We start from the raw sequence: 12,427 nt of genomic DNA, 5'->3' as shown, positions 1-12,427 counted from the left end.
GGATGCCCATGTCCTTTGAACTCAACGCCAGCCTGGCCGCCCGTCGCGCACCCTTGCCCACCACTGCCAGCATCGACCCGGTTACCGCCAACATCATTCGCGGCGCACTGGAAACCGTCTGCTACGAAGCGACGACCCATCTGGGCCGTGCCGCCTCTTCCCCCATCATCAACCAGTCGAATGAGCGCAACGCCGCCATCGTCGATGCCCATGGCCGCCTGGCCATGGGATCGATCGGCACGCCGCATCTGACCTTCGTGTCGCAACTGACGGTGCGCTACGGCCTGATGCAGCAGGACCATTTCGATTGGGGACCGGGCGACGTGTTTGTCGGCAATGATCCCGATCATGGCGGCGGCCATCTGCCCGACTATAATGTCTATGCGCCTGTCTATGACGCGGCGGGCGACCTGGTCCTGATCCAGGCGCTTCAGGCGCATCAGGGGGATACGGGCGGCAAGGACCCCGGCGGCTTCACCCTCGATGCGACCGATATTTTTACCGAAGGGCTGGCCATCCCCTGCCTCAAGCTCGTCCATCGCGGCGAAAAGCGGCGGGACGCCATCTATCTGCTCGAACGCAACAACCGCTTCCCCAGCTTCGCGGGCGATCTGGCCGCGATGATCGGCGCGGTGGAAAAGGCCAGCGCTTCGATCCGTGCCATCCTCGACAAATGGGGCAGCGATGTCGTCCGCGCCGCCGTCAACCAGACGATCGAGACATCGGAGCGCCAGATGCGCCAGCTCGTGTCCGACTGGCGCGATGGCAGCTATGAAGCCACCGTCCATATCGATCATGACACGGTGGGTACGAAGGATGTGCGCGTCCATGTCGCCTGCACCATCGCGGGCGACCAGTTGACCGTCGACCTCACCGGCACCGACGACCGGCCGGATCTGGTCGGGGTTTGGAACACCTTTGCCAATTCGCGCGGCTATATCATGACCCAGATCGCCTCCACCATCGACCCGGACATCGTCAAGAATGAAGGTCTGTTCAACGCGGTGGAGATCATCCTGCCCGAAGGCTGCATTGCCCATCCCCCGCCCAACAAGCCAGCGGCGCTCGGCTCCTTCCACCCGGCGTGCGAAATTACCGAAGCCGTGTGCGTCGCCCTGTCGAACGTTGCGCCGGATCGCTCCGCGCCGCAGGTCTACAAGATCGGCATGCCCAACGCGGTCATCGGCTTCGACGCGCGCGGCCAGATGTGGATGGATCAGGGCGTCGATTGCCGGTCGATGGACGTGTCGGCGGTGCAGGGGATCGACGGCTGGGGCAGTTGCCCGGTCGCGCTCGGCAACCTGCTGCTGTCGCAGGCCGAAGATGCCGAAAGCCGTTTCCCGGTCATCAACATCAGCCGCGAACTTGTCACCGACAGCGGTGGCGCGGGTCGCTGGCGCGGCATGCCGGGCAGCCGCAACGTCAAGCAGATCCTCGAACCCGCGATCGCCATGGCCTGGATGGTCAGCCATGATCATCCGATCAGCGGGCTGGAGGGTGGTGAGGATGGCTCGCCCTATCTCAACCATTTCCAGGTCGGGACGCCCGATGAATATCGCGTCGAACTGACGGCCCGCGCGCAACTCCCCGCCGGGGCGGTGATCGCCTATCAGCATGGCGGCGGCGCTGGCTTCGCGCCTGCGCTGCTGCGTGATCCGCAGGCGGTGTGTGAGGATGTGCTGGACGAACTGGTGAGCATCGACGCGGCGCGGGACCGCTATGGCGTCGTGCTGACGGGCAGTCTGGCCGACTATAGCCTGGCGGTGGACCATGCGGCCACGGCGGCTCTGCGCGGGGAGCGGATGGCGGCATGACCTATCGTATAGGCATAGATATTGGCGGCACCTTCACCGACTTTGCACTGCTCAAGGGTGGCGAGGTCATTCTCCATAAAAATCTCAGCACGCCGCACGATCGCTCGGAAGGCGTCATGGGCGGCCTTGCGACATTGGCAGCGGGGCAGGGGCTTTCGCTCGGTGATTTCCTCGCCCAGTGCAACGCCATCGTCCATGGCACGACCGTGGCCGACAATACGCTGATCGAAATGAACGGTGCGGTCACCGGCCTGCTGACAACCGACGGGTTCCGCGACGAAATGGAATATCGTCGGGGGTTCAAGGAAAGCATCTGGGACGTGCGGCTGGAACCGCCCCAGCCCATCGTCCCGCGCCGTCGCCGCCTGACCGTCCCCGAACGCATCCTGGCCGATGGCAGCATCCACCGGGAACTGGACGAACAGGCCGTGCGTGATGCGTGCGACAAATTCCGCAAGCAGGGGGTGGAATCCATCGCCATCGGCCTGATCTTCGCCCATGCGAATGGCGATCATGAACGCCGCGTGGCGCAGATCGTGGCGGAGGAGATGCCCGGCGTGCCGGTGTCGCTGGGCCACAGGATATTGTCGCGCGCACCCGAATATGACCGGATCAGCACCACGGTCGTCAACGCCTATGTCGCGCCGCGCGTGAACGCCTATCTCGAACGGCTGGTCGAACGGCTCGCGCAATCGGGTTATCCGCGCCAGCTCATGGTCATGCAGGCGTCCGGCGGGGTCATGACCCGCGACTATATCGCCGCGGCGCCGATCCGGGTGCTGGCATCGGGTCCTGCGGGCGGCGTCATGGCATCGGCCCATGTCGGCGCGGCCAAGGGACACAGCAACCTGTTGTGCGTCGACATGGGCGGCACCAGCTATGATATGTCGGTGGTGATTGACGGCGCAGCCCCGGCGCAAGCGGGGTGGAACATGCACCACCGCTATCTGGTCGGCGTCCCCATGGTGCAGGTCGAAACACTTGGCGCGGGCGGCGGCTCGATCTGCCATGTCGACAAGGGCGAATTGAAGGTCGGCCCGGCATCGGCAGGGTCCGTCCCCGGCCCGATCTGCTACGGGGGCGGCGGCCTTCAACCCACCATCACCGACGCGCTGCTGATGCTCGGCATCCTCTCGACCGGCGAAGGCTTTGCCGGCGGCAGCTTCCGCCTGCGTGATGAAGGCGTCAGCGAAGCCTTCGCTGCGATCGGCGCGCAGATGGGCTATGGCGCGGAACAGGCGGCGTTCGATTGCTGGCGGCTGGTCAATGCCAATATGACGCAGGCGGTGCGGCGCACGACGGCGGCCAAGGGGATCGATCCGGCCGACATGGTGATGCTGGCCTATGGCGGCAACGGCCCCGCTTTCGCCGCCATCCAGGCGCAGGATCTGAGCATCGCCCATGTGCTGGTGCCAAAGGCGTCGCCGACCTTCTCGGCGCTCGGCACGCTGGTTGCCCATCCCAGCATTGACGAGGAACGCTCCTGCACTGCCCCGGTCGACGCGCTGGACCTTGACCGGTTGCGTCTGTTGTGGGGAGAATTGGCCGACAATGCCAAAGCGCATTTCACCGGGGCGGGCTTTGACGCGGCGGCGATCCAGGCGACATGGCGGCTCAACATGCGCTACGGCGGCCAGAACTGGGCGCTGACTTTCGACATGCATGAAAGCTGTGGTCTGGACGACCTGTCTTTCGTGGACGAAGATATTTCCGCCCGCGCGATCACCGCCTTCAACGCCCGGCACATGGCCGAATATGGCCATATTCGCGACGGTGAATTGCCGGAGATTACCGGTGTCCGTCTGGCCGCCCATGTCGCAACGCCGATGCCCCCGGCCAGCGGCGGCTTTTCGGCCCCCATGATCGAACCCGCGCCCGCGGGGCATCGTCGTGCCAATCTGGGCACGGGCTTTGCCGATGTCGCCATCTTCAAGGGACCATCGCTCGTCCCCGGCGCGCGCGTCGCTGGCCCTGCCATCATAGAGGAAATATTCACCACCATCGTCGTCTATCCCGGCTGGCAGGCGCAGGTGGACGACGCGGGCGACTATGCGCTGGTGCGCCTGCCGTGACGGCGCTGGCCGGGCTGGTGATCGTCGAAACGGCCGAGCGGGTTTGCGGCGAATATGCCGCGCGCCTGCTTGCCGTTTTCGGGGCGGAGGTGATCAAGGTCGAACGGCCAGGCGGCGCGCCGACCCGCGCCATGGGGCCGTTCCATGACGGGGAAAGCACCCTGTTCCGCTATCTCAACAGCAACAAGAAGTCGGTGCTGCTCGACCTTGACTGCTCCGGCGACCGTGCCCTGCTCGATCGCCTGCTGACCCGCGCCGACGCGCTGATCGACGATCACCGGCCCGAATGGGCTGCCGCCCATCGCCTGTCGCTGGGCGGCCTTCCCGATCTCGTCCACTGCGCCATCACCCCTTTCGGCCAGGCTGCGCCATCGCACTGGCAGATCGCCCGCCCGATCAACGTCATGAATGCAGGCGGCTGGGGCTGGCACACCCCCAGCGAAACCCCGGCGGACAAACCACCCCTGCAAGGCGCGGGGCGTTTCATGAGTGATTATGAAGCCGGCATCGAAGCGGCGCTCTGCGTTGCGGCCTCGCTGCTTGCCAGACGCCGGACCGGCAAGGGCCAGGCGATCGACATCAGCGAAGTTGCCGTCCAGCTTTCGCGCGCCGACGCCGTGCTGGGCCGGATGCTCGCGGGGGATGCGGACCCCGGCCCCGAACGCACCCGCTACGATATGGGCGGCCCCGGTGCTGCGTTCGCCTGTGCCGATGGCCATGTCTATCTGCTGATGACAACGCGCACTCACTGGCGCGGCCTGTGCGCGTTGATGGGCGATCCCGACTGGGCCATCGCCTTCCCAGACGACTGGCTGGAATTTCATTGCACCCCCGATCGCGTCGCGGATTTCCGCACCCATTTCCGCGCATGGATCGCCCATCAGGCCAAGGATGCCGTGTCGGATGCCGCGCAGCGGGCGGGCGTCCCGCTGGTGCAGGTCAACACCGCCGCCGACATCGCCCATCATCGACAATATACCCATCGCGGCTATTTCCAGTCGCTCGATGGCATCGCCTATCCGACCGTCCCCTACCGCATGAGCGCCCCGCCGGCTCGCATCCATAGCCATGCACCCATGGCCGGTGCCCATCAGGCGGAGGCCGCATGAACCGCGCCGGACCGCTGGCGGGCATCCGCGTGCTGGAAATCACCAAGGTCTGGGCCGGACCCTATGCAGGCAAGCTGCTCGCCTTTCTGGGCGCCGAAGTCATCAAGGTCGAAAGCCGCGCCAATCTGGACGAAATGCGCGCCTATGGTGGCGTCGATATCGACAGCGCCCCCTATTTCCGCAGCATCAACCAGGAGGTGCTGAGCGTCCAGGTGGACATGAAGTCGGCCGAGGGCATGGCCTATCTCCACCGCATGATCGCCTTATCCGACGTCCTGATCGACAATCTGCGCCCCGGCGCCATGGAACGATCCGGCCTGTCCTACGAAGCGGTTCGCGCCATTCGCCCGGACATCATCCAGCTATCGATCAAAATGTATGGCAGCGACGGCCCGCTTGGCTACCAGACCGGCTATGCCCCCTGTTTCGCCGCGCTGGGCGGCCTCAATGCGCTCGTCGGCCATGAAGGCGAAACCCCGGCGGGCATGAATATCCGTTATGGCGATTCCACTGTCGGCGCGTCGGCCGCGCTGGCCATCGTCGCGGCGCTCCATCATCGCGAAACGACAGGGGAGGGGCAATTTATCGACCTGTCCGCGGTTGAAACGCTCTCCACCATGATCGGTGACAGCCTGTTCGCCCATGGCCTGACTGGCGATCTGCCGCGTGCGCAGGGCAATGCTCATGCCGAAATGGCCCCGCATGGCTGCTATCCCTGCACCGATGGCCAATGGATCAGCATTACCGTGGCGGATGAAGTGGAATGGACGGCGCTGGTCGCAACGCTTGGCGCGCCTTTACTGGGGCAGGATGCTCGTTTTGCCGATCATGCCAGTCGGCTTGCCCACAGAACCGCACTCGATGCCGCCATCGCCGCCATCAGCATCACGCACGACGCCGAAATACTGGCCGAAACGCTTTTGTTGGCAGGCGTGCCAGCCTGTAAAAGCCAGTCATCGCTCGACCTGATCGGCAGTGAGGCGCTCTGGTCGCTCGGTGCCTATCGCCTGGTCACCGATGCCCGCGGTGAAACGCGTCCGGTCATCGGTCCCGGCTGGCGCATGTCGCCCGACGAAGCGCCCATCGAAAAGGGCGCTCCGCTGCTGGGCGAACATAATATCTATGTCTATGGCGACCTGTTGGGCCTCGGCGAGCGAGAACTCGCCGATCTGATGGCTCGCAAAATCGCCTATTGAGGCAGGAACCGGCTGTTGATCATCCGCGTCGTCGACCATCCGCCGTCCACCGCGATCACCTGGCCATTGATGAATTCGGCCTTGTCGGAACATAGGAACGCCACGACGTTCGCGACATCATCGGGCAGGCAATCGCGGTAGAACGGCGTCAGTCCCTGATTGATCCGCTGGAATGCGGGATAGTCCCACGCCGCATCGGTCATCGGAGTGCGCACCACCGTCGGCGCGACGATGTTGGAACGGATGCCGCGCTCGCCATATTGTGCGGCCATCGTCTGCGTGAGGCCGGTCAGCCCGGCCTTGACCGCGCAATAAATGCCGCCATCCATGCCGCCCATGATGCCGAAGGTCGACCCGATCGTGACGATCGCGGACCCCTTGCCCATATGCGGCACCACTTCGCGACACAGGCGGAACGGCGCGCGCAGCGACAGGTCGATCACTTCGTCCAGCACCGCGTCGCTGGTTTCGTGGACGGCGGCCCATACTCCAGCACCGGCATTGTTGACCAGATAATCGACCCGGCCGAAAGTCGCGATGGCATGATTGACGATGGTGCGCGGTGCCGTGTCGTCCCCCATGTCGGCCGCGACTGCGCTGAAACGTGCGTCACCGGGCAATGCCGCCGCCAATGCCTCCAGCTTCGCCATGGATCGCCCGGTGCCGATCACGGCCACGCCCTGTTCGACCAGGCATCGCACGATCGCCTCGCCAATGCCCCCTGCTGCGCCGGTCACGATGGCGACCTGAGATTTCGTCATTCTGCCATTCCCCGTTCATGCGCCCGTGCGGCAATGTCATTGGCCGCAACGAAGCCGAAAGTGAGCGCCGGACCGATCGTCCCGCCTGCGCCCGGATAGCAATCGCCAAAGGGGCTGGCTGCGCAGTTGCCCGCCGCATAGAGATGCGCGATCGGCTGTCCCGCGCCATCCAGCACCCGCGCCTGCGCGTCGCAGCGCAATCCCCCCTTGGTGCCCAGATCGCCATTGTTGATCGGCACGGCATAATAAGGCGCGGTGTCGATCGGCCCCAGATTGGGATTGGGCGTGACGGTCGGATCGCCGAAGAAGCGATCATAGATATTGCCGCCGCGCCCAAATTCGGGATCGACCCCGGTAACGGCATAGCCGTTCATCGCCTGAACCGTTTGTGCCAGCGCCGGTCCCGGCACGCCGATCTTGTCCGCCAGTTCGGCAATGGACCCGGCGCGGAACATATAATGGTCCCACCAATGTTCGGGGATGCGCGCGTCGGGCGTGTGCACTGCCGGCATCAGTCCGCCCGCGCTGAACTTGGCGCGGAATTTCGCGTCGAATATCAGCCAGCAGGGCATGTTCGCCCCGCTGCGCAGATGGTCCTCGACCATCGCCTGCCCGAACCGGTCATAGCCTGTTGCCTCATTGACGAAGCGCACGCCGTTGCGGTTGACGCACACGCTCCAGGGTCGCCCGACGTCGAACGCCGCCTGGTGGATTTCGTGGAAATTGGACGCTTTGGGTGCGGGTAGGGTCATGGTCGGTATCCACCAGCCCTGATCGACATGGGCGACCGACGCGCCGACCGCCTCCGCCGCGATCAGCGCCTCGCCGCGATTGGCATCCTCCGGGGTCGAACTATGCCGGGTCAGGCCGGGCACCGGATAGAAACGGTCGCGCAGCGCCTGATTCCACTCGAAACCCCCTGCCGCCAGCACCACGCCATGGCGCGCCGCGATAGTGTGGCTTTGGCCGAAACGACGCACGGTCACGCCCGTCGCCACGCCTGCCTCATCCACGATCAGCGATTCCAGCGCGGTCTCCAGCCGCAACGTCACCCCACGCGCGAACACCAGCTTGTAGAGCGCACCTATCAACCCCGCGCCCTGGGTAAAGCGCCGGTCCCGCGCCGACACCCGCCGCGCGCCGATATCCAGCCAGTAGCGCGCGATCACCTTGGCGGCGGTAAAGCGCCAGCCGCGATGCTGCATCATCAGCGCAAAGGTTTCGGTCAGATCCATCGCATAACGGTGGAACAGCTTGAACCGGCTGAATTGCTCGCGCATCAGCGGATAGCGTTCGTCGCCCAGCTCTCGTCCGTCAAAGGTCGGGCAGATGACCGACCGGTCGGCCCGCGCGCCCGGCGTTTCGGGGAAATAGTCGGGCCAGGCCGCAGCCATGACCGGCAGGCCGCTATCCTTCAGGAATCGCAGCATTGCCGGTGCCTGCGCGACATAGGCGGCCAGCCGCGCCGCATCGACCGGCACCTGGATAACCGTGCGCAGGTAGCGCAAAGCTTCCTCCGCGCTGTCCCCCACATCGCCGTTCAGGCCATGATCGGGTATCCACATGACACCGCCGGACGTCGCCGACGTGCCGCCGAACTTGTGGGCCTTTTCCACGATCAGCACCGACAGGCCCAGCTCCGCGCCGCGCAACGCCGCCATCGCGCCCGCCGCGCCGGAACCCACGACGATCAGGTCGAACGTCTCCATCAGAAGCTCGGCACCGCGTCGAGATGCGACCCGACGGGAAAGCAGAAATATTCCAGATAATGGCCCAAATCCGCGCGTCCGTCGAAATAGGCGTAGGTGCCACCCATCGTGTCGCTTGCAACAGGCATCGCCCAGCGTGCTTTGGCCGCCGCAACTTCCGCATCGAATATCGTCCGATCGGAAAAATGCCGCCCCAGATGGTGAAAGCGGGTGCCATAGCCTTCGTCCGGCAGCCCCCATTGATAGACGCGGATGTCACCCGACAGGGGCTGGATGATCTCGAACTGCACGCCATTTTTGTTGGCCAGCGCGAAATGCGCCACCGCCTTGCGATCCGGCCCGGTGTCGAACTGCGCGTCGGGCATTTCCATAAAATGGCCGATGCCCTGAATCGCGCCGATTTCCGCCATGGCGCGCCGCCAGTCGGTCGTCACATAGGCGTGCTGATAATAATCCTGGCTCACGGCCCCGGCTCTCCTGCGGTAACTCTCCGCCGCCGGTTATCGGGGCGGAAGCAGGGAACCGGAATGACCGGCGCGGCAGGGCCGCTTGCACCCGCGCGCTTACTGCACCGCACCTGATTGCGATCGATCCGACGCTGTGGTGATAGAAGGGGATGAGCATCCTTACTTTCACCCCAGTCGCCCAGGTCGCCGACGTGCCGGCCGGGTCAGTCAAAGTCGTGGAATTTGAAGGGCAAAGCGTCCTGATCTGCCACAGCAACGGTCGCCTGTTCGCCGTCGCCAACCGCTGTTCGCACGCTGATGAGCCGCTTGCCTGCGGCCGCATCCGCGCGGGGTGGATCGCCTGTCCGGTCCATGGCGCGCGCTTCGACCTGGAAACCGGCCGCGCCATGAACCCGCCCGCCAAGGCGCCGATCCGCACCTATCAATTGCGCGTCAATGGCGACGCGATCGAAATCGCGCCCTAAGCGCTGGCGAGTTTCGCGACCGCCACGGCACGAATATCCGCTGCCTTGGCCTTCTCGTTCCCGGTCAGCGCAAACTCCGCTTCGTCCAGCAACAGCACCCGCCGCGGCACCTTGAAACTCGCCATCTGTCCTTTCAGATGCGCGATCAGCGCATCCTCCATAATCGCCACGCCATCTAACGGCACGATGCACGCCACCACCATCTCGCCCAGCAGATCGTCGGGCACGCCGACGGTCTGGCTCCGCTTGACGCCGGGATAGGCGGCGATCGCCGCGTCGACTTCCTCCGGCGCGACATTGGCCCCGCCGGTCTTGATCATATCGGTCAGCCGCCCTTCCCAGAAGAAGCGGCCCGCCTCGTCCACCCGCCCGCCGTCGCCGGTGCGGTAATAGCCATTCTCGTCGAAACACTCCTCCGCAGCCTTGCCCAGATAGCCCGACATCAGGGTCGGTCCCTTGATGCACATTTCACCATGCTGGCCCACCGGAACGATCGCCCGCGTCACCGGATCGACGATTTTCAGCATGTTGCCCGGCAAGGGCGCGCCGGTGCTGCCTGCATAGTCGGTCTCCGACGTTTCCGCGTCGAACGCGGTGCAGATCGTCATCGTCTCGGTCGTGCCGAACGCCATCGGTGTCGTCCAGTCGGTCCGTACCGTGGGATGCTCGCCGATCAACTCGCCCTTAGTCACATATTTCAGGCTGGAAAGATCCGCGCTGGCCCAGTTTTCCGCCGCCTGCACCCGCGCCCATTGATGCGGCCGCCCGGTCAGGAATGTGACCCGCTCCTGCTCGATGACATCCAGCGCCGCGCCCGCGTCGAACACGGGTTGCAAAACCGCCGCACCGCCGGTGGACAGCGCCGAGCCGATCACCAGGCTGATATTGCCCGACCAGAACAGGCCGTTGCCGGTCCAGCTCGTCACCCGTTCCCGCATCGCAAACACGCGCGGCCACCGCCACCACTGGATGCAGAAGGCGCGCTGGCTGTGGATGATGCCCTTGGGCAGGCTGGTCGTCCCAGACGAAAAGAAGATGCCGCCCATATCGCAGGGCGTCACGCTCGCTGCGCGCGCGGTAACGATGCTGTCGGCGACATGCGCGCCAGCTGCCAGAAAATCGTCCCAGCTTTCAAAATTGCCCGCGGCCGGGGCCGCATCGGTCACGCTGTCGAGCTGGATCAGATGGTTGAGGAAAGGCAGGTCGTCGATCGGCGCCAGCATCGCCGCAAAGTCCTTTTTCAAAACGCGCGTATCGAAAAACAGCGTCTCGACCGCCGATGCGCGGATCAGGTGCGCCAGTTCGTCGGGCGTGGAAAAGGTGCTGAGCGCGACGGTCACGCCGCCCGCCATGGCGATGCCAAAGACGCAGGCTAGATATTCCGGCCGATTGGCCATCAGCACGCCGATGCGTGCATCCTTGCCCATGCCCGCCGCGATCAGCGCCTTGGCGACCGCGGCCGACCGGGCATGAAGCTCGTCATAGCTCCAGCAGACCCGCTGATACTGCGTTCGCATGATGACGGCATCGCGCGACCCATAGCGTGCGCGCACCTCCTCCAGATAGGCTGGAATCGTGTGCGCGCCTTGCCCTGGTTCCTCGTCCAGCGGCCGCCCGCGCACGCAGGAAAGCGCCGTGCTCAATAGGGCAACTCCACCTGGGCGGTGCCTTTCAGGATTTCGTCGCCATCCTGCGTCGTCATCACCGTGCGTATCTTGACCACCGGCATCCCGAAGGGCGAACGGTCGATCTTTTCCACCACCTCGCCATCGACATAGGTGACATCGCCTTCAAAGGCGGGGGACCGGAACTGCGTCTTGCTGTGCCAGACATAGCCTTCAAGCCCCGCCCAATAGGCGACCGTGTCCAGATGCCAGGCATTCATCGACGCGCCATAGCCATAGGCGCCGCCCATGCCGACATTCTCGGCTTTCTCGGCATTGATATGACCTGATGATGGCCCATGATAGAGGCCGTCGCCCATGCGCGGGTCGATCTTGCGCGCATCATGGTCGTAACTCATGTCCGCGCCGAACCCCGCATCCTCGCGCGCCGGATCATGCACGCCTTCGGGCACGTTCCAGCGCCATGTTCCCCAGATATTCTGGCGGTGCGCGCGACATTCATTGGCAAAGGATATGACCGAATGTGGCCCGATCACCCGGCGCGGCAGCCGGTCGCCGACCTTCACGTCGCCATAGGCGGGGGATTTTCCCTCGCGGTTGGACAATATCCATTCGTGCCGCAACCGGTGGATTTCGGCGACATCCTCCTTGGTCCAGCGCTTGGGGCTGCGCTTTTCCTTGCCATAGACGCCGCGCTTGTTCGCTTCCTCGACCAGATAACGGATCGCGGTCGCCTGCTCCTTGGCGACCAGCGCGCCATGCTGGTTGCGATGGACGGTGTCGCCACGGGCAAACATGGTCGGCCCGGCAAAGCCGGTTTCGGTGATCGAATAGCCATCGAAACGGCGGCTTTGGGTCAATCTGTCGCCGGGGCGGACGGGGGTGCCGTAAAACCACCATTCCTCGCCTGCAAAGATCAGGTGCGTGCCGGGCACCTTGCCGACACAGGCGGGGTGGCAGCCATGGCCATAGTCCATCGCCACGGTGAAGCTCTGCGGCGCGACGATGCCGCCAAAGCGCGACGCGCGCGCAAAATTCTCGTCCCAGTGGATCGGGTTGGGATAGTCCATCGCCTGGACCCAGCGGCGAATGTCGGTCGCGTTGCACGGGTCCCACATCTCGGCGAAGATGACGGGCTTGCCGACCCACTGGTCCACATCGCTCGTGTCCAGCATCGCGCTGGCGTTGCTCAATTCCATATCGGCCATCA

10 protein-coding genes are annotated in these 12,427 nt (G+C 64.7%); 5 read left to right on the top strand and 5 right to left on the bottom strand.

Features of this window, described 5'->3' with window-relative positions:
* Positions 1-8: 8 nt before the first annotated feature.
* From EBBID32_RS03965 to EBBID32_RS03950, 4 genes are read left to right on the top strand one after another with little or no spacing between them, the layout of a single operon-like run.
* The gene (locus tag EBBID32_RS03965; RefSeq protein ID WP_006951003.1) at positions 9-1,814 is read left to right on the top strand and encodes a hydantoinase B/oxoprolinase family protein; all 1,806 of its coding nucleotides are present in this window, start codon (positions 9-11) and stop codon (positions 1,812-1,814) included.
* Positions 1,811-3,886, top strand: a complete 2,076-nt coding sequence (locus tag EBBID32_RS03960; RefSeq protein ID WP_006951002.1) for a hydantoinase/oxoprolinase family protein — start codon at positions 1,811-1,813, stop codon at positions 3,884-3,886. Before EBBID32_RS03965 ends, EBBID32_RS03960 begins: the two co-directional genes overlap by 4 nt.
* The gene (locus tag EBBID32_RS03955) at positions 3,883-4,995 is read left to right on the top strand and encodes a CaiB/BaiF CoA transferase family protein (RefSeq protein WP_006951001.1); all 1,113 of its coding nucleotides are present in this window, start codon (positions 3,883-3,885) and stop codon (positions 4,993-4,995) included. The genes EBBID32_RS03960 and EBBID32_RS03955 overlap by 4 nt, the downstream gene beginning before the upstream one ends.
* The gene (locus tag EBBID32_RS03950) at positions 4,992-6,191 is read left to right on the top strand and encodes a CaiB/BaiF CoA transferase family protein (protein WP_006951000.1); all 1,200 of its coding nucleotides are present in this window, start codon (positions 4,992-4,994) and stop codon (positions 6,189-6,191) included. The genes EBBID32_RS03955 and EBBID32_RS03950 overlap by 4 nt, the downstream gene beginning before the upstream one ends.
* On the opposite strand, the gene EBBID32_RS03945 is transcribed toward EBBID32_RS03950, so the two are convergent.
* The 3 genes from EBBID32_RS03945 to EBBID32_RS03935 are packed head-to-tail and all read right to left on the bottom strand — an operon-like array spanning position 6,185 to position 9,125.
* Complete coding sequence (locus EBBID32_RS03945; RefSeq protein ID WP_006950998.1) at positions 6,185-6,952, bottom strand: SDR family NAD(P)-dependent oxidoreductase; 768 nt, start codon at positions 6,950-6,952, stop codon at positions 6,185-6,187. The genes EBBID32_RS03950 and EBBID32_RS03945 overlap by 7 nt on opposite strands.
* A complete protein-coding gene (locus EBBID32_RS03940) occupies positions 6,949-8,661 on the bottom strand; it encodes an FAD-dependent oxidoreductase (RefSeq protein ID WP_006950996.1) in 1,713 nt (570 codons plus the stop codon). The genes EBBID32_RS03945 and EBBID32_RS03940 overlap by 4 nt, the downstream gene beginning before the upstream one ends.
* The gene (locus EBBID32_RS03935; RefSeq protein ID WP_006950994.1) at positions 8,661-9,125 is read right to left on the bottom strand and encodes a VOC family protein; all 465 of its coding nucleotides are present in this window, start codon (positions 9,123-9,125) and stop codon (positions 8,661-8,663) included. Before EBBID32_RS03935 ends, EBBID32_RS03940 begins: the two co-directional genes overlap by 1 nt.
* Positions 9,126-9,277: 152 nt before the next feature.
* On the opposite strand from EBBID32_RS03935, the gene EBBID32_RS03930 reads away from it, so the two are divergent.
* On the top strand, positions 9,278-9,592 hold the full coding sequence (locus tag EBBID32_RS03930; RefSeq protein WP_006950992.1) for a Rieske (2Fe-2S) protein: 315 nt from the start codon (positions 9,278-9,280) through the stop codon (positions 9,590-9,592).
* On the opposite strand, the gene EBBID32_RS03925 is transcribed toward EBBID32_RS03930, so the two are convergent.
* Positions 9,589-11,235 (bottom strand): class I adenylate-forming enzyme family protein, encoded by a 1,647-nt coding sequence (locus EBBID32_RS03925; RefSeq protein ID WP_006950990.1) that lies wholly within the window; start codon positions 11,233-11,235, stop codon positions 9,589-9,591. The genes EBBID32_RS03930 and EBBID32_RS03925 overlap by 4 nt on opposite strands.
* Complete coding sequence (locus EBBID32_RS03920) at positions 11,232-12,425, bottom strand: FAS1-like dehydratase domain-containing protein (RefSeq protein WP_006950987.1); 1,194 nt, start codon at positions 12,423-12,425, stop codon at positions 11,232-11,234. Before EBBID32_RS03920 ends, EBBID32_RS03925 begins: the two co-directional genes overlap by 4 nt.
* Positions 12,426-12,427 lie beyond the last annotated feature (2 nt).

Source organism: Sphingobium indicum BiD32, from assembly GCF_000382885.1.
Classification (GTDB): Bacteria; Pseudomonadota; Alphaproteobacteria; order Sphingomonadales; family Sphingomonadaceae; genus Sphingobium; species Sphingobium japonicum_C.
This window is presented reverse-complemented; position numbering and strand designations above follow the sequence as displayed.